Annotated in this window: 14 protein-coding genes, 1 pseudogene and 2 CRISPR repeat arrays (1 of these 17 cut by a window edge); of the genes and pseudogenes, 8 read left to right on the top strand and 7 right to left on the bottom strand. The window is 71.2% G+C overall.

Annotation, left to right across the window (positions count from 1 at the left end):
* Positions 1-566: 566 nt before the first annotated feature.
* From BJP25_RS34210 to BJP25_RS16080, 8 genes are all read left to right on the top strand, one after another.
* On the top strand, positions 567-1,052 hold the full coding sequence (locus BJP25_RS34210; protein WP_158075659.1) for a hypothetical protein: 486 nt from the start codon (positions 567-569) through the stop codon (positions 1,050-1,052).
* 216 nt (positions 1,053-1,268) lie between these two features.
* On the top strand, positions 1,269-1,604 hold the full coding sequence (locus BJP25_RS16110) for a DUF6355 family natural product biosynthesis protein (protein ID WP_075975721.1): 336 nt from the start codon (positions 1,269-1,271) through the stop codon (positions 1,602-1,604).
* 146 nt (positions 1,605-1,750) lie between these two features.
* Entirely contained in the window at positions 1,751-2,623 is an 873-nt protein-coding gene (locus BJP25_RS16105; protein ID WP_075975720.1) for a hypothetical protein, read from the top strand.
* Positions 2,620-3,297, top strand: a complete 678-nt coding sequence (locus BJP25_RS16100) for a L,D-transpeptidase (RefSeq protein WP_075975719.1) — start codon at positions 2,620-2,622, stop codon at positions 3,295-3,297. The genes BJP25_RS16105 and BJP25_RS16100 overlap by 4 nt, the downstream gene beginning before the upstream one ends.
* Positions 3,298-3,328: 31 nt before the next feature.
* Positions 3,329-4,477: a hypothetical protein gene (locus BJP25_RS16095; RefSeq protein ID WP_075975718.1), complete on the top strand. Its 1,149-nt coding sequence runs from the start codon at positions 3,329-3,331 to the stop codon at positions 4,475-4,477.
* Between the two features lie 31 nt (positions 4,478-4,508).
* On the top strand, positions 4,509-5,237 hold the full coding sequence (locus tag BJP25_RS16090; protein ID WP_075975717.1) for a hypothetical protein: 729 nt from the start codon (positions 4,509-4,511) through the stop codon (positions 5,235-5,237).
* Between the two features lie 35 nt (positions 5,238-5,272).
* Positions 5,273-5,995: a hypothetical protein gene (locus BJP25_RS36235; RefSeq protein WP_075975716.1), complete on the top strand. Its 723-nt coding sequence runs from the start codon at positions 5,273-5,275 to the stop codon at positions 5,993-5,995.
* Complete coding sequence (locus tag BJP25_RS16080; RefSeq protein WP_075975715.1) at positions 5,992-7,173, top strand: MFS transporter; 1,182 nt, start codon at positions 5,992-5,994, stop codon at positions 7,171-7,173. The genes BJP25_RS36235 and BJP25_RS16080 overlap by 4 nt, the downstream gene beginning before the upstream one ends.
* Before the next feature lie 369 nt (positions 7,174-7,542).
* Positions 7,543-8,158: direct repeats of the CRISPR family, unit length 37 nt; unit sequence GCAGCGCTGGCCCTCCGGGGCCAGCGAGGATCGCAAC.
* A 129-nt stretch (positions 8,159-8,287) separates the two neighbouring features.
* Here BJP25_RS16080 and cas2 read toward each other — a convergent pair.
* The 7 genes and pseudogenes from cas2 to cas3 form a co-directional block, all read right to left on the bottom strand.
* Positions 8,288-8,578, bottom strand: a complete 291-nt coding sequence (gene cas2 / locus BJP25_RS16075) for a CRISPR-associated endonuclease Cas2 (RefSeq protein ID WP_084794057.1) — start codon at positions 8,576-8,578, stop codon at positions 8,288-8,290.
* Positions 8,578-9,593, bottom strand: a pseudogene (gene cas1, locus BJP25_RS16070) (CRISPR-associated endonuclease Cas1). The gene cas2 and the pseudogene cas1 overlap by 1 nt, the downstream one beginning before the upstream one ends.
* Positions 9,586-10,209, bottom strand: coding sequence for a CRISPR-associated protein Cas4 (cas4, locus tag BJP25_RS16065; protein ID WP_233158097.1), 624 nt, complete (start codon positions 10,207-10,209; stop codon positions 9,586-9,588). Before cas4 ends, cas1 begins: the two are co-directional and overlap by 8 nt.
* Positions 10,210-10,217: 8 nt before the next feature.
* Entirely contained in the window at positions 10,218-11,102 is an 885-nt protein-coding gene (gene cas7c, locus BJP25_RS16060; RefSeq protein ID WP_075975714.1) for a type I-C CRISPR-associated protein Cas7/Csd2, read from the bottom strand.
* The gene (cas8c, locus tag BJP25_RS16055; protein WP_075975713.1) at positions 11,099-12,886 is read right to left on the bottom strand and encodes a type I-C CRISPR-associated protein Cas8c/Csd1; all 1,788 of its coding nucleotides are present in this window, start codon (positions 12,884-12,886) and stop codon (positions 11,099-11,101) included. The genes cas7c and cas8c overlap by 4 nt, the downstream gene beginning before the upstream one ends.
* Positions 12,886-13,551, bottom strand: a complete 666-nt coding sequence (cas5c, locus tag BJP25_RS16050) for a type I-C CRISPR-associated protein Cas5c (RefSeq protein WP_233158096.1) — start codon at positions 13,549-13,551, stop codon at positions 12,886-12,888. The genes cas8c and cas5c overlap by 1 nt, the downstream gene beginning before the upstream one ends.
* Positions 13,545-15,731 carry a CRISPR-associated helicase Cas3' gene (cas3, locus tag BJP25_RS16045; RefSeq protein ID WP_198943516.1) on the bottom strand — a complete coding sequence of 729 codons (2,187 nt, stop codon included), beginning with the start codon at positions 15,729-15,731 and terminating at the stop codon, positions 13,545-13,547. Before cas3 ends, cas5c begins: the two co-directional genes overlap by 7 nt.
* A gap of 643 nt (positions 15,732-16,374) precedes the next feature.
* A CRISPR array of direct repeats spans positions 16,375-17,254; the repeat unit is 37 nt; unit sequence GCAGCGCTGGCCCTCACGGGCCAGCGAGGATCGCAAC; it runs 518 nt beyond the window's last position.

Below are 17,254 nucleotides of genomic sequence, written 5' to 3'. Positions count from 1 at the left end.
CACCGGTGATGGTTCCAAACCGTGAAACCATCGACATCCGCCAAACGGGAGCGACCCGCGAATTCCAGCAAACGGTCTACGGTGAACCACCGTCCCCTCATCCTGGCATACCTACTCCGACACCCCCGCATACCTACTCGCAATCCCCGGCATACCTAATCCTGTGGTTCACAGTGACCGGAACAACTGTGAATGATCGACCTTCCGACCCCTTTCGGTCACCCGCCGTGTCGGGCGCTCGATCGTCTCCGCCCCCGCGCGTCGATCGCGTGTGAATGGTGTGAGGGTGACCCGGGGTGGGTGGCTTTCCGTCGGCATCTGAGGGGAATCGGGTCGTACCCGGGACAGTGCGGTGAGTAGGCGCGACGAAAAGAACCCGCGTATTGCCGATGGTCGGCGGCGCGGTCCGGTCAATAGCGTTGCCCTCGCCCCGGAAAGCTCGGGGATTCGGGGTCCGGGGCGACGCGGGGAGGCGGCGTACCGGGCCCAGCACCCGAGGGGTCGGGTCCGGCGCGCACCGGTGCGTCGGACCCGGGCACCTCAAACGACAACCAGGGGGTTGACCAGTGAAGCCGAACCTGCGCACCGCTGTCGTGGCCGTAATGGCCGCCGGTGCCGCCCTGTCCGCAGCCGCTCCCGCGACCGCGGCCTCCGCCGAGAGCGTGCGCACCCAGGCGATCGCCGCGTCCCCCCTAGGGGACGGCGGGCTGATCTTCGCGATCCCGCTGCGGGTCGCGGTGGAGAAGGTCGCCGCGGCGGCGGCCGCGCTGGCCGCGCGGGTGGCGGCCGGCGACAACCTCGACGAGCAGGTGCGGTCCCCGGCCCCCGGACACGCGATCGGCGCCGGGGTGCGGGTGCGCTCGACACCCGTCGGCGGCACCGTGCGGGGCCTGATGCCCACGGGTGAGGCGATCGACGTGCGGTGCGTGGACGCCACACCCCACCGCGACGGGCACCGGTGGGCCGCGGTGCGGCGCACCGGGACCAGGAGCACCGGGTGGGTGCGCACCGACCTGATCGCCTGGGTCGCCGCCGCACCGGTCTGCCACTGACACACCACCGCTCCCGCCGTCCGAGGCGGGAGAACGGACTCGCGGCCGATGCCCCCGGCCGCGACCAAGCCGGCCGCACCCGCGGTCGGGACCCCCAAGGAAAGGGCGGTCGGTCCACAGGAGACTCCCCGATCTCCGGGGAGTGGACCGGCCGCCCGCCTAGGGGCGGGGCAACAGAGGCTTTGGGGTCTCACACCGCTCGTCAGGAGTTCCCTTGTGAGGAAAGCACTCGCCACCGCCGCCGCCCTGCTCGCCCTGGGCGCGGCCGCGGTCACCACCCCCACCACCGCCCAGGCGGCGGTCTGCGGGTTCCAGGTCGGTGCGGGCGGGAGGGGGATCTACACCCACTGCGCCAACACCTTCGTCCTGGTCAAGGGCCACTGGTCCAACGGGGCCACCTTCACCCGCTGCTTCGAGCCCTGGCAGTCCGGGTCGTTCGGACCGGGCGGGGGGCTGCGGGTGACCCAGATGTACTACGTGCCGGTCCGCCCGAACCTCGTCGTCGGCCCGGACGGGCGGACCTACTGCTCGCTCTACCAGCCCCGGGTCTGACCACCTCGTGACCAGGCGACCGTTCGCGGTCGCCTCCCGCGCCGCCCCGGACAGCCCCCCGAAGCGTCCGGGGCGGCGCACCCCCGCATCACCACGGCGGCACCGGGTCACCGCTGTCACCGCACCTCCAGCACATGAGAAAGGGGTTGTCCACGTCGCACGCGCGGTCCTCCACCACCACGACGGCGTGGCCGTCGGCGGAATGGGAGCACCGGCCCGACGGGCTGGTGCTGTGGATCCGCGGGGCCCCGGCGGCGGTGCCGCGGTCGCTGGCGGCGCTGCTGCTCGGTGACGGGGCGCCCGCGCTGACCGACTCACCGGTCGATGACCTGCTGGGGGTGGAGACCAGCCTGCGCCGGTTGGTCGCCATCCTCGGCGCCGAACTGCGCGCCGCCTCCGCCCGGGTCGCCACCGCCCGCGCCGCGACCACACCGCCGACCCGCCCCGGCCCGAACCCGCTGGCCGCGGCGATCACCGCACACGCCGACACCACCCGCCGCCACCAGGCCACCCTGCGCCTGCTGACCGGGTTGCGGGACTGGGTCATCGACCTGGCCCCCAGCACCGGTGTGCTCGGCGAGGCCGCCGAGGGCTGGGCGCGGGGACCCCGGCCACCGGCGGCGACGACGGTGTTCGTCGACGAGGACGCCTTCCTCGCCGCCGACCCCCGCAGGGCCGAACCCGACCAGCACGGGGGGCTGCGCGTCGCCGGGATCGAGGCGTGGGGGCACGGGTGGCGCCGCGACGGCGATGACGACGACCCCGCCGCCCTGCCGCTGGAGGGCCCGGACCGGGGCGGGTACTGGAGCCTGGGCTACTGCGCCCCCACCGGCGACCTCTACGCGGTGCGCCGCGCCCCGCACCTGACCCGCCTGGTGTGGTTGCTGGGCACCCTGCTGCGCACCCGGGAATCGGCCCGGTCGCTGCTGGACCCGCTCACCGACCGCATGCGTGACCCGAACTCCCTGGTCCTGGCCGCCCACACCATCGCCGACGCCACCGCCAGGGCCCGGTCATGACCGCCGACCCGCGCCCCACGGTGGTGATGCTGCCGCAGGTGCGGTGGGACGCGCACCTGCCCGCCCTGCCCCGTGACCCCGGACTGCACCGGCCCCCGCACCCGCTGCGACTTCTGGTGCAGGCACCGGTGACCGTGCACACGGCCCCGAAGGGCCCGGCGGTGGCACGGCTGCCCCCGGAGTCCTGGCCGGGGCTGCGCACCTGGGTCCCGGTCGTCGACGCGCACCCGGGGTGGGTGCGGGTCCTGCTGCCCTCCCTGCCCGACGGGGCGAGCGGGTGGGTCGAGCTGTGCGGGCAGGTCGCGGCCGTGCCCCACCACGGCTTCCTCGTCGCGGACCGGCGCACCCGCACCCTGACCGCCCACCACGGCCCCAACCGCCTGTCCTGGCCGTGCGGGGTCGGCAAGGCCACCACCCCCACCCCGCGCGGGCGCACCTACGTCCTCGGGGAGGTCCGCCCCGACACCGGACTGGTGCGCCACGCCCTCGTGCTGGCCAGCCACCAATCCACCCACCTCGACCACGGCGCCGGGCTGTCCGCGGTCGGCCTGCACACCTGGCCCACCGCCTCCTGGGGCCTGGCCGGGTCCGACGGGTCCGTGCTCGTCCCCCCGGAGGCCATGCCCGTGCTCACCCGCATCGCCCCACCCGGCACCGCCGTCCTCATCCACTGACCACCCCGCCACACCACCCGAGAAGGGGCCCATGACCACCACCCACCGCACACCCCGGACCCGCAGACGACCGGCGACCACCGCCCTGCTGGCGAGCCTGGCCGTCGGGGCGGCGCTCGCCGCGTGCACCACCACCGTCACCGGCAACCCCCGCCCCGTCGCCGCGCCGCCCGCAGCGAGCGGGCAACCCCCGACCGGCACCCCGGGAACGTCCGGCGGGGCGCAGCCGGTGCCGGGCATCACCGCCAACGACGCCCAGGCGCAGACGATGCGCCGCAACGCCGAACTGCGCCGGATCGACCCGTGCGCCCTGCACGACACCGCCGCCGCGGCGAAGGTCACCGGCCTGCGCGCCTCGTCGCTCATGCCCACCCCGCACCTGGGTGACTGCTCGCTGAGCATGACCCCGCCCGGCGACCCCACCGCCGGGGTGGCGCTCAACATCTCGGTCGGGTCGATCCTCACCCCGGCGGTCACCACGAAGCCGTCCCGCGAGCACGCCGGGCTGGTGTTCCACGAACTCGGTGACCCCAGCGGCGCCCCGGGCCGCTCCTGCCTGCTGGTGCACCCGCTCGACGAGCGCACCGGCATCGACCTGTCGGTGCACAACCACGACACACCCGGCAAGGGCGGGGGCGGGCGACCCGCCTGCGAGATCGCCGCCGCCTACCTCGACGCGGTGGGCGCGCTCTGGCGCACCCCGGCCCTGCGCGCCGACGCCATCACCACCCCCGCCCTGCCCGCGGCCGCCGTCGACCCGTGCGCCGCGCTGTCGAGGGCCGCGGCCGCGCTGGGGCGCGCGGTGTTCCCGATGATGACCGACCCGTTCTCCTGCTCGCTCAACCCCACCCAACGCGCACCGGGGGACAAGACCGCGATCGGCGGCCTGGTCGCGCTGACCGTCGGCCTCGACTCGCTGCTGGACCCCAAGTCCGCCCTGCCCGGCGACACCGTCTCCCCGACCACCGTGGCCGGCCGCGAGGGCCGACGCCGCCAGTACACCGACCTGACCGGCGCGACCCGCTGCGAGATCACCGTGCAGCTCGACACCGACACCGTCGCCCTGGTCGAGGACGTCGAGCTCGCCGCGCTGGGCCCCAAGGTGCAGACCCTCACCGCCACCAGCGGCGACTGCGACCTGTCCACCACCGCGCTCACCAGCGCCCTCGACCAACTCTGACCACACAGCCGAGATGCCCCGGGAGGACAGCATGACCAAGCAGGACAGCATGAGCAGGGACGGCATGAGCATCGACCGGCGCTACGTGCGCGCGGCCACCGCCGCCACCGCGATGCTGGCGTTCATCACCACCACCGCCTGCACCACCACCGACCCCGACACCCCTACACCGTCCACACAGGCCACCGGGAGCGGTGGGGAGCCAGGTGGTGACGGGGACGCCGAGCAGCGCCGAGCCGGTCGAGCGACCGGCTCGGTCGCCCTCGGTGACCTCGACCCGCCCAAGAACGCCGAGCAGGTCGGTGCCCCGTTCGACCCCTGCGGGCTCGCCTGGGGCGACTTCCCGGCCCCGGTGCGCCCCACCGACGGCGCCGAGCACGCCCCGCAACTGCGCCCCGCGGGCGGCACGAACGGGGTCGGGCTGCGCTGCGTCTACTCCAACAGCGGCAAGGTCACCATCAACCCCGACGGCCCGCCCACCGGCCCCGAGGGCGGGGTCTTCTCCACCACCGTGGTCTGGGACCGCAACCTGCAGACCGACCCGGCCAAGGTCCCCGGCTCCACCACCAAGACCTGGGGCGGGCACCCCGGGTGGATCGTCACCACCGCCAACGACAAGACCGGCCCCCAGTGCTCGGCGGTGATCACCCTCGCCGACGGCGCCGCCGGGATCACCACAGCCAACAACCGCTTCCCCCAGACCCCGCCGTGCGAGGTCGTCGAGGCCTTGGCCGCCGTCATCGTCACCAAGACCCGATGAGCGCCCACCCCCACAACCCTCAGGAAGGCCCCCGCATGCCCACCCCCGCCACCGGCCCCCGCCCGGTCCGTCCGGCCGCCGTCCTCGTGCTCGCCCTCACCGCCGCGCTCACCGCGGCCGGGTGCGGTACCGACCACCCCGCCACCCCCGCCGCCGCCCCGATCGGCGCCGCCCTCTCCAGCGCCCTCAACGCCCCCACCACCCAGGCCGTCGCCCCCACCGGGACCCGCCCCACCACCACCGGCGCGGCGACCCGGTCGGTGGCCGGCGGCACCGCCACCTCCACCGCCGGGGGTGGGCCGGGTGGGTTCGACCCGTGCACGGTCGTGGGGTGGGACGACCTGCCGCCCGCCGCCCGACCCACCACCACCCCCGCCGCGCCGCAGCGCCCCGGCGACACCGGGGACGCCGAGGTGCAGACCATGTGCATCCTCAGCCACGGCGACGTCAAGATCGACGCCAAGGGCCCCGTCGGCGGGCCGCCCCCGCCCGGGGCGAGGCTGTTCACCCTCGTCGTCGGGTGGGGCCCGCACCTCAACACCGACCCGACCAAGCGCGCCGGCGCCCAGGGCCGCACCTGGAACGGGCGGGCCGGGCTGATCGACCCCGTGGCCAGCGCGACCCTGCCCGGCTGCGTCGGCCTCGTCCCCGCCGCGGGCGGCGTCGTCGGGGTCACGGTGATCAGCACCCTGCCCGGGCTCGACGCCTGCGCGGTCACCGACACCGCCCTGACCGTCGCGACCTCCCGCCTGCCGTGACCGCCAGCGACCACCACCCCGACCGCGGCCCCCACCAGGGCCGCGGTCGGCCCCGTCCCGGGCTGTGGGCGCTGGTCGTGGCCACCGCCGCCACCGGCACCTCCGGCCACGCCGTCGCCGGACTGCTGCCCACCCTGGCCACCAGCCTGCACACCACCGCCGCCGCCATCGGCCAACTCGCCACCGTCTTCGGCCTCGTGTGCGGGCTCGCCGCCCCCGTCCTCGCCGTGGCCACCACCCGACTCGACCGGCGCACCCTGCTCACCGGGTGCCTGCTGGTCACCGCCACCGGCAACACGACCGCCGCCCTGGCCACCACCTACCCCGCCCTGCTCGCCGGACGGGTCATCACCGCCCTCGGCGCCGCCCTGGCCACCGCCTCCGCCGTCACCCTCGCCGCCGCCACCACAGCACCACCGCACCGCGCGAAGGCGGTGGCCCTGGTCCTGACCGGGGTCACCCTCGCCCTGCTCGCCGGAGTCCCCGTCGTCGCCGCGATCTCCTACCACGCCGGACACGCCCCCGCCCTGTGGTCGGTGGTCGCCCTCTGCCTGCTCGCCGCCACCCTCGTGGCCACCCTGGCCCCCACCACACCCCCACCCCCGCCCATCCCGCTCCGCCACCGCCTGGCCGCCCTGGCCACCCCCGGCGCCCGCGGCATCCTCATCGGCGCACTGCTGACCTGGACCGCCACCGGCGCGGTCTACCCCTACCTCGCCGTGGTCATCGGCGGCCCCCACGCACCCCACGGCCCCGACGCCGCCTACCTCACCGCCTACGGCATCGGCGCCGCCACCGGCACCCTCACCGCCGGCTGGGCCCTACCCCACACCACACCCCGCACCTGGTCGGCCACCGCCACCGCCCTGGCCGCCCTCGTGCTCATCCTGCTCGCCCCCACCACCGACCACCCCGCCCCCACCCTCGCCCTCACCGCCCTGTGGGGCGGCGCCTGCTGGTCCACCACCCCCGCCACCAACACCTGGCTCGACCACACCCGCCACCCTCTACTCCTCGCCACCGCCGGATCCGCCATCTACCTCGGCCTCGGACTCGGCAGCCTCCTCGGCGGCACCCTGCTCACCCTCGGCGGCCCCCCGACAGTCCTCGCCGTCGCAGCTGCCCTCACCGCCCTGGCCACCGCGGTGTTCTCCGCCACCGGAACTAACCCTTCTTGACCGGCTTCGTGACTGAACCCGGCGCGTCAGCACCCCGGCAAGTGAGACACAGGCCACTCCGGCTCGCCAAGCCCGCGACCACAACGTCCTCCACCGACTACCCGATCTGGCATGTCGTGTTGGCAAGCGGGACATGAGGCGAAAAAGACCCAGGACATCGGTTGGGCACCGAAGACAGACGGACCTCGCATGTCTTGATCACACCCAAGCTGCCGCGAGCTTCGTAAGGTCATCCGCCCCTGCTCGGAACCACCAATGCACCGCAACTTTCCTGTAGGTTCCGAAGCTGACCACGGCGTGTCGTTCCACTTGCTGGGACGATGCCACGGAAACCTGCCGAATCGAATGGAAACCCGCTGATCACGCAGGGCAGCGCTGGCCCTCCGGGGCCAGCGAGGATCGCAACGACAACACGACGTTGACCGTGTCGGTGACCGCGTAGCAGCGCTGGCCCTCCGGGGCCAGCGAGGATCGCAACTGGTGCAGGTGCACCGTGTACCTGTCGGTGTTCGCGCAGCGCTGGCCCTCCGGGGCCAGCGAGGATCGCAACCACGTCAAGCAGGCGTGGCTGCTCGCCGCCACCACGGGCAGCGCTGGCCCTCCGGGGCCAGCGAGGATCGCAACACCGTCCTCGACTTCCACGCGGGCGACACCCGCGGCAGCGCTGGCCCTCCGGGGCCAGCGAGGATCGCAACGTCGGCGCCGACATGGGGTGCCACCTGGTGATCCGGCAGCGCTGGCCCTCCGGGGCCAGCGAGGATCGCAACAGGTTGTCGATGGCGGGGTCAACCCGAAGACCGGGCGCAGCGCTGGCCCTCCGGGGCCAGCGAGGATCGCAACTCCCGCGCCTGGCTGGTCCGGGACGGGCAGCAGGCAGCAGCGCCCCCCCGGGGCCAGCGAGGATCGCAACAGCCGCGGCTCCGCCGCCCCCGACCTGTACGTGTGGACGCAGCGCTGGCCCTCCGGGGCCAGCGAGGATCGCAACGTGTTCTGGACGCTGAGACCTATCGGGTCGCGGGTGGCGCTGGCCGTTTGAAGCAGCGAGATGATTCCGGCGGTGCCGGAGAGCGCTTGGTGATGCGTGCGTGCGGGAGTGCGCTCACGCCTTCGCGATCTAGAAGACCAGTGGGTCGTGATGGCCGGGGTTGGTTGCCGCGCCGAGGTGTCGTGCGGTGGCGAGGGTTCCCTTGGTGAGCTGGTATATGCGAATGGAGTCGGTTCGGGGGTTGATCAGCTCTGTGAGGGTTGCCTCGAGCCGCAGTCGTTGTGCGGGGTCGCAGACGACCTCGAAAACGGACTTCTGCACGCGGTGACCGGCTCCTTCGCACGCTTTGGCCACCTGGCGCAGACGACGTTGGCCTGCGGGGGTGGTGGTGTCGACGTCGTAGGTGATGAGCAGTTCCATCAGGTCAACGTCCAGGGTTGGTAGGTGTGGGTGTCGCCGCGGAGGTGTCGAGCGAGGAGACGGGCTTGGATCAGGGGGAGCAGTGCGGCGGGGATCTCGCGGTTGAGCGGGGCGTGGTGCCACGTCCGAGCTCTGGCCTTCGACCATTGTTCGAGGAAGAAGGTGCGGCCTTGGTCGGTGAGTTGGACTGCGCCTCCTGGTAGTTCCTCGGTGTGGCGGCGGTGGAGTTGGCCTCGGTTGTGCAGGGTGAGGACGAAGCGGTCGACAAGCAGTGTCGATGTTCCTCCATGAGGTCGAGTGCGAGAGCGGGTTTCGCGGGTCTAATGCCGTGCAGGTAGCCGAGATAGGGATCGAGACCGACTTGTTCGAGCGCACCGTGAACGGCGACGCGGAGCATGCCGTACCCGAAGGAAAGCAGACAGTTGATCGGGTCTGTTGGCGGTTGTCGAGACCGGCCGGGGAAAGCGCCTGGGGCGAGCAAGGCCAGGTTCTGGAAGTATCTGCGCGCGGCGTTGCCCTCGATGCCGAGCACCTCGTCGAGGCTACGAGTTTCGGCGAGACGGGTGAGGGCGGCGGCATGGTGCTCGGCGATGGCGCGCAGCCGGGTCTGATGAGCGCCAGTGCTGTCGCGGGCCGCGCGCAGGAGCAGTTGGCGGTAGTTATGCAACTTGCCTGCGACGAAGGTGCGGGCCAGATGCAATCGGTGGGACGGGTCATCGTGGGCCCGGTACTGGGCCAGGCGCAGGTGGGGATTGCCTGTGATGGGGCCACTCGTGCGTGCGAGGAAACGGCCGTTGCGCGTCACCCAGGTGACCGATCGGCTATCCGCGGCACAGCGATGCAGGAGGTCGTCGGTGATGGTCACCCCGTTCCAGGCGACGACGTGGTCCAAACGGACCAGGGGGAGCAGGTGACGGCCGGGCCGCTCTGGGTGGATGATCCTGATCGTGTCACCGTCGAGTTGCAGGTGGGTGCCCGCGGTGGTCGCGAAGAGAGTCCGCAGAAGCTCAGTCATCCCAACTCGCTTCCGGTCGCGCAGTGAACAACGTTCCGGGGTCGACGGGAACGTCGGGCATGCACCCTTCGCGCAGGGAACAACGGCGGCAGCGGCGATCGTTGACCGGGGCCGGTAGGAAAACGCCAGCCAAAAGGGCGCGCAGGGCGCGGGTGGTTTCGACCACCCGCGCCCGGAGCGGGGCGTCGATGTCGACGACGTGGCGCCTGCGGTCCGCGCCGGCGAAGATGACGCCGGTCGGGACCGGGGTCCCGAACATCTCTTTGAGGCAGAGCGCTTGAGCAGCGACTTGGACGTCGGCCGGTCCCCCAGGTCGATACGCACCGGACTTGTGCTCGACCGGGACGTGCCCGGTCGACTCGAACCGAACCACGTCGCACACACCGTGCACCCGCAGGGTGTGGCTCACCACAGGCAGCGACCGCCACACCCGCGTGCCGTCGCGGTCCTTGCCTGGCCCACCGGAGTCGACCGCGGCGTGGGCGAGATCCCCACGGATGGTGTCGACGTTGGCGTCGAAGTAGCCATCAAGGTGGATCAGGACGGCTTGGCGTGGGCAGTAGGCGTGGTGTTCCAGCGCCGAGAGGGGGATGCTGGGAGTGCTGTCTTCTTGCACGATCGGAGTCAGGCGATGAGTTTGGTCAGGGTCACCCCGGTGGGCAGTCCATCGTCGTCGATGGACACGGTGTAGTCGGTGAACGCACGAGCGGGGGTGGTGGTGTCGGGGCGGGTGACGTGGACGCGTTCGAGGAGTCGGTGGGCGGGTGCTGCGCCGAAGGCGTCGGAGTGGCTGAAGACGTAGAGGCCACGGGGGGCGAGGCGGCCGCGGGTGGCGGAGCGGTCGTGGTCGAACATCATCTCCAGGCAGCGGTGCAGCAGTTCGAGGTCTCGGGTGTCGACACCGGTTTGGCTGCCGCGGGTGGCGGAGTAGTACAGCTCGGTGCGGTAGAGACCGTAGGGGACGGTCCACTTGCTGCCGATCTCGGTGGTCTCGCCCTTGTCGATGTCGGCCTGCTTGGTCTGGGTGACCCGGGTGATGGTGTGGTCGGTGGGCAGGACGGGGTCGATGCTGCGGGCCATGCCGACCTGCAGCGGGCCGCGGATCTGGCCCAGGCGGCCGGTGTTGCCGACCGAGAGCACGCCACCGAAGAGGCGCAGGTCGACGTAGCGGTCGCAGAGCCAGGCGCGGGCCTGGGCGGCCTTGTCCTCGGTGATCTTCTTGTCGCCGAGGGTCAGGCCGGTGGCGGTGTAGGAGGCTTCCAGGCGCGGGTTGAGGGCGTGCCCGGCCTCGACGAAGATCCCGTAGCGGGGTTCCCCGGGAGCGGCGAGGGCGAGGGTGTCGCGGATCTTGCGTTTGAGGGCGACGTCAGTGACCAGGCCTTGTCCGGACTCGTCGTCGGTGCGGGGCCGGTTCCCCGCGTCGGGGTCGCCGTTGGGGTTGCCGTCGGTGACGTCGAAGAGGAACACGATGTCGTGGCGGACGGTCGGGTCCAGGTGGGGGGCGTTCATGCGTGGTGCTCCTGGTTGTCGGTGCTCGGGGTGTCGGTGGCGGTGGCCCCGCGAATGGTCTGGAAGCGGTGGGCGCGTTGGTGGTGGTAGCCGAGCAGGAACTGGCCCTGCTGGGGCAGGGAGGCGTGGCCGGGGATGGCTGTGCTGTCGAGCAGGCCGAAGAGTTCGTCGAGGGCCTTCTCGTTGTTCACCGCGGCCCCGGGGTTGCTCCTGCGGAGTTTTCGCAGCCAGGCGTTGGCGTCTTTGCGGCCGTTGACGATTGCTGCGCGCGGGGTGGTGATGGCCCCGGCGAAGTACCGGTCGCCGTAGGTGGTGTTGAGCTTGCCGTCGGAGGCCGCGTGCTGGATGGCCTCCAACACCGCGAATACGCGTCCTGCGACGTAGAAGGGGTCGGTGTTGGTGGGATCCAGGCCAGGCAACGGTGTCTCCGAGGTGAGGGGGGATCGGACGAGGCACAGGCGGATCAGCCCTGCTCGCGCGGTGTCCAGGTGGCCGTCGCTGCGGACCCGGTTGATCACGTGGACCAGCAGCGACGCCGGTGGCGGGGTCCCACGGATGGCCGCCCGCAGCAGGTCACGCTCGACACCGGCTGGCCGGTCGGCGCCCTTGGCCTCGAGGAAGACGTACCGCTTCTCGCGGCGCAACCACCTGCCGCAGACCAGTACCAACCGCTGCAGCGGTTGGTACTCGTGTTCGCTGGCGCGGGCGGGGGTCACGCGCTGGTCGTCGAACCAGCTGCTGATGCGGGCGTCGAGTTGCGGCAACGGCATCTGCAACCAGTCCCTCACCATGATCCGCGCGATGTTGCCCCCGACGGTCACCGCGCAGAACTGGGCGTGCTCGATGCCTGCACGAGTGGGATGGCCGCGGTGGACGGTCTCAAGGTGGGTGGTCACCGCGTCGGGATCGGCGTCGAGGACCAGGCTCAGCGGATCGAACTCGCTGGGCTCGGTCGTCCACCAGGCCAGGCAGCTGTCCTGCCCACTATGGCGGACACTGTGCGGAGAGGACAACACCCGGACCAGGCCAGCGGAGACCGCTTCACCACAGGGGATGCAGATCGGTGTGCTGGCCAGTCGGATGCCCAGGTCGTAGCCGAACACCCGCTCGTTGACGCTGACCAACGCCGCGTCATTGCTGGCTCCGGGCACGAGCTTGGAGGGCACCTTGCTGGGCAAGGTGTCCAGCAGCGGCCGCACCGTGCCGCAGACCAGGCACAGCCCCGTACCCGCTGTGTCCTTGCCAGCCTTGCGCCGAGCGACCTCGCCCTCCCAGAACCTGCTTATCGAGGGGGCGTCGTAGGCGTGGGTGACCCCCGCCCCGTCCTCGACGGTGAGCAGGACTCCGTGCTTGGCGGCGACGTCCGGGTCGCGGGGCACGGTGGCGAGGGCGCCGGAGCGGTAGAACGCGTCCACCGCGGCGGCGATCGGGTCGTCCCGGCCCTCGGGACTGGCCGCCCACCGCCGGGTGAGGTCGACGAACGCGGTGTGGCAGCGGGCGACCCGCTCCGGTCGGGTGGTGTCATCACCCCAACCCAGGACGTACTGGGCGTCGTCGGCGGCAAGGTTGGCCGCCACCCCGACCGTGCGGACGATGGCGGGGACGGTGTGCGGAATGCCCTGGAGTCTGCCCTTGGCGTCGAGGGTCTGGATCGACTCGACCCGGTCGCCGGCGAGTGTGCCGTCGAGCCGGATGCGCAGCTGCCACTGAAACGCTCGGGGCCGGTGGAACGGCCGGGTAGTGGTGTCCTGGCGGGCGTGTTCGGCCAGTCGTTGCAGCAGCATCAGACCACCTGGTTCCCGGGGATCCCCTGGGCGGGGACGTGCAGCACACCGTCCTGCAGGCGGGCCGTGAACCAGGAGAACCGTGCGGGAGTGTGGCTGTGGTCCACGCTGTGCAGCATGATTCCCAGGTCCTCGCTGCGGGGCAGGGGTGCCCGGTCGTCGGGGTCGCCGAAGAAGGCGCTGAACTCCCGAGTGCCCAGGTAGGGCTGGGAGAAGCAACTGCCCCGGGTCACCCGTCTACGGAACTGATCGCGGTAGGCGGCCTCTGGCTTGGTCGCGTGCGAGCGCAGGTCGACGTGGGCGTGGATGCGGTAGGCGACATCACGCAGGCACACCGCGTTGCGCTGCACCCGGTGCGCGGCGGTGTCGATCGTGCGCCGCCCGGTCGCGGCGTCCGCGAGCGAGGCGAGGTCCGTGGTCTCGTTGCGACGCTGGGTGAACTGCTTGATCTCATTGAGGACCTCGATGGCGACCACCCGCCAGTCTAACTCCGGCTTCCAGAAGATCGACTCCAGCACCCCCACGGCGGCGGAGGGGGTCATCACCGGGTAGGTCACCCGCTCCACCTTCAGTTCCGGTCGGGTGAACAGCGCCCCGTCACCCCACACCTGCACCACCACCGGAGGTGCCCCGGAGGGTGATGTCGGCAGACTCGTGGTCACCACACTGTCTCCTCGCTCGTGTCACCGTCGTCGAGTCCCACTAACTGGTCGTAGTGACCGACCCACTCCCACAGGTCCCTCTGCCCTGCGACGACCGGGCGGAGCAGACTGGCCACCTCCGGTCTGGAGGCGACAGAACGGGGCAGGGAGAGCATGTACGGGCGCATGCGCCGCACCAGCGCCCCCAGCGGGCCGTCGCCCGCACGGACCCGGCGCAGGCACTCCCGGACCTCGTCGTTGTTGTCGTAGTCGGTGACCACCACCGTGACCTGGTCCTCGTCGATCATGCGGAACGCCAATCGGGAGTCGCGCAGAGGGCGGTCCGCGTCACCCAACCCGGTGACCGGGCCCTCGGCGACAGCCAGGTAGTCCAGCGCACCGCGATTGCGCTGAATCTCCACAGCCCGGGGATCGGCATCGACGTTGAGGGCGGAGTAGAGGCTCGCGTAGTAGCGGGCCAACACCTGCGGGTCGCCGGGATCGGCCTTGCCGGGCCCGAAGAACGCCAGGGTCTTGGCGACACCGGCCCGGTAGAACGCGGGGATCGTGGTGCCCTCGGCATCGAACACCACAACCCTGCCCAACCCGGAACGCCTGCCTTCACGGTTGGCCCGTCCTGCCGCCTGCTGCAACGACTCCGCAGGCGCCAAGGCCCGGAACACGACAGGGAAGTCCACATCGACCCCGGCCTCGACGAGTTGGGTCGACACCAACAGCACCGGGTCCCCCGACTTCACCAGGTCACATGCCTGGGCCAACACCCTGTCCCGGTGGACGGGAACCATCCTTGTCGACAGGTGCAGCACCGTCGCCGACGCCGCCGCCACCGCAGCCACCGCGCGGACCATCGCCCGCGCCTGGGGCACCGTGTTGACCACCACCAGCGCCTGCCCCACCTCGGCGGCCTCGGCGGCGATCTGGTCCGTGGTCGGCCTCGGATCGAGCCTCCACTCATACGCCGCGCGCCGCAGACCCGTCGACAGCGCGACCGCGTCACCCCCCAGTTCGACCACGTCCAGGGACTTCCACACCGCAAGCCGCTCGAACGGTGGTTGGGTTGCCGAGGCCAACAGCACCGTCGCCCCGAAGTGGCGGCACAGCAGCCGGAGACCATCGAGGATCGGCCCCAGCAGCGACAACGGCAACGCCTGCACCTCATCAAGCACGATCACCGCATTGGCCAACCTGTGCAGCTTCCGCGAGCGAGCAGGCTTGCGACCGAACAACGAGTCGAACAACTGCACGGTAGTGGTGACCACGAACGGCGCGTCCCAGTTCTCCGCCGCCAACCGCAGATCTCGGCCGTCGAACTCAGCGTTCGAGTGGTGCTCCAACACCACCTCCGGGCCCAACAAGTCACGGTATACCTGGGCGTTCTGTGAGGTGATCGTCGTGAACGGGACCGCGACCACCACCCGCGACATCCTGTGGCGCGCAGCATGGTGCAAGGCGAACCCCGCCGAGGAAACAGTCTTCCCCGACCCCGTCGGCGCCGGCAGCCGGTAAATGCCACGCCCACCGCCAGCAGCCCCCACAACCCGCGCGTACAGAGACGACCTGATCTCGTTGACCAGCGACGGGACCACACCGGAGAACCGCTCGGAACGCGCGCCCTCGAACCGGTCACGCAACACACCCATGTCCACCTGCGCCGCCACCCGGACGGTGTCCAAACCCTCGAAATGCGCCGCGGTGTCGAGATGGTCGGCATCCACCAACGCCGAGAACACCATCCGCACCCCCATCTCCCACACCAAAGGGTCCTTCCCCCACCCCGACGGCACAGGCGACACCCCCGAATCAAGACAAGCGGCCTCCGGAACCACCTCGAAGAACCGGGCCATCACCTCACCCACATCCTCGGAATCCGAATCCCGCAACAACCGAAGCAGCCAACTCCGCGAATGCAACCCGCCATGGTGACCCAGAACCGCCATCGCCGCCACCCCCGCCCGCGGCGCGATGAACGACGCCCCGACCTCCTTGTGCGGTACACCCACCCTGCCACCCGACGTCCCCGCGGCGAGCAACCCCTCCTGCCACGCACAACGCGCCTTACCCGCGTCATGCACCAGCCCCAACTCCCACGCCAGGTCCCCCGCGCCGAAAGGCTCGGCGAACACCCGCGCCCACCGAGCGGTCGAACGCACGTGATCAGCAAGCCCATGCAGCGCACCGGACACCTCACTCGGACTGTGCGCCCACATCACCCATCAGCTCCCATTCCTCGACCATCAACCACAACGCCAACGGCAGACCGTCTCGACACCACCGTGGCTTCCACGCCACACAAGACATTGTCGTTCGACATGACCAGTCGACGGCGATCCCGCCACGTCACCCCTCGAATCAACTCTCCCCGTATTCACGAAATCGATTCACTCCAAGTCTCCTCAACTCGGCACGTCCGCACTGCCATGAAGGCCAGGGATAGCCCAACAGTCGGCACCACACCTGACTTTCACTGCACTACCCGTCGTGAGGCAACCGCCAACGTTACACATCCATACGATCACCTTACGGTTCGCCGCAGCAATCTCAGAGACAAGAACACCACATCACCCGACAGGAGGACCAAGCTCATCACCCCGCGCAGCACCGTCGAACCATACCCACAGGACGGGCGCACGACAGCCAACCGAACATGCCAAAAACTCGACACCCTTACTGGAGGTAGAAGCTGTTCCGGCTCCCCTCCCCTCGGAACCCCCATCGCGGCACGAAACACCGACAGGTTCCCAGGCCGACCCCGGCGTGTCGTCCCAACTTCTGGGACTACCCGTGCGATACAACAGAAGCTCAGGAAAGACCCCCAGCTCATCCGGGGCAGCGCTGGCCCTCACGGGCCAGCGAGGATCGCAACCACGTCAAGCAGGCGTGGCTGCTCGCCGCCACCACGCAGCGCTGGCCCTCACGGGCCAGCGAGGATCGCAACCACGTCAAGCAGGCGTGGCTGCTCGCCGCCACCACGCAGCGCTGGCCCTCACGGGCCAGCGAGGATCGCAACGCGGACATGCTGCGTCGCCACCGCCTCGCCCCCGGCAGCGCTGGCCCTCACGGGCCAGCGAGGATCGCAACGCCCTGCGCCGGGTCGCGGCCCACCGGGTCACCTGCAGCGCTGGCCCTCACGGGCCAGCGAGGATCGCAACGGAGCCCCCCGAGCAGGGAGACAACCCCATGGCGGCAGCGCTGGCCCTCACGGGCCAGCGAGGATCGCAACGGGTCCCAGTCGGCGGTGGAGTCGCTGACGCCGGTGCAGCGCTGGCCCTCACGGGCCAGCGAGGATCGCAACCGGAGAGTGACGGTCCACGGTTTGTCAGGACAGGCAGCGCTGGCCCTCACGGGCCAGCGAGGATCGCAACGAGCGCGCGTCGTCGGGCTTGGTAGGTGGTCTCGGCAGCGCTGGCCCTCACGGGCCAGCGAGGATCGCAACGCAGGTGCTGGACGCCATCGCCCGGCCGCTGTAGCAGCGCTGGCCCTCACGGGCCAGCGAGGATCGCAATAGGTCAGGGCGATCCACAGCAGGGCCACCACAAGCAGCGCTGGCCCTCACGGGCCAGCGAGGATCGCAACCCCGAGGTGGTCACCGAGACCAGCATCCAGGCGGCCGAGCAGCGCTGGCCCTCACGGGCCAGCGAGGATCGCAACGACGTCGACTGGGTGGAGGCCTACGACGGCACCGCGGCAGCGCTGGCCCTCACGGGCC

The organism is Actinokineospora bangkokensis (assembly GCF_001940455.1).
Lineage (GTDB): Bacteria > Actinomycetota > Actinomycetes > Mycobacteriales > Pseudonocardiaceae > Actinokineospora > Actinokineospora bangkokensis.
This window is presented reverse-complemented; position numbering and strand designations above follow the sequence as displayed.

Bases quoted from the DNA above. Each gene is read 5' to 3' on its own strand.
- cas8c (WP_075975713.1), bottom strand. From the start codon at position 12,886: ATGCTGCTGCAACGACTGGCCGAACACGCCCGCCAGGACACCACTACC.
- BJP25_RS16090 (WP_075975717.1), top strand. From the start codon at position 4,509: ATGACCAAGCAGGACAGCATGAGCAGGGACGGCATGAGCATCGACCGG.
- cas7c (WP_075975714.1), bottom strand. From the start codon at position 11,102: ATGAACGCCCCCCACCTGGACCCGACCGTCCGCCACGACATCGTGTTC.
- BJP25_RS36235 (WP_075975716.1), top strand. From the start codon at position 5,273: ATGCCCACCCCCGCCACCGGCCCCCGCCCGGTCCGTCCGGCCGCCGTC.
- BJP25_RS16095 (WP_075975718.1), top strand. From the start codon at position 3,329: ATGACCACCACCCACCGCACACCCCGGACCCGCAGACGACCGGCGACC.
- cas2 (WP_084794057.1), bottom strand. From the start codon at position 8,578: ATGGAACTGCTCATCACCTACGACGTCGACACCACCACCCCCGCAGGC.
- BJP25_RS16100 (WP_075975719.1), top strand. From the start codon at position 2,620: ATGACCGCCGACCCGCGCCCCACGGTGGTGATGCTGCCGCAGGTGCGG.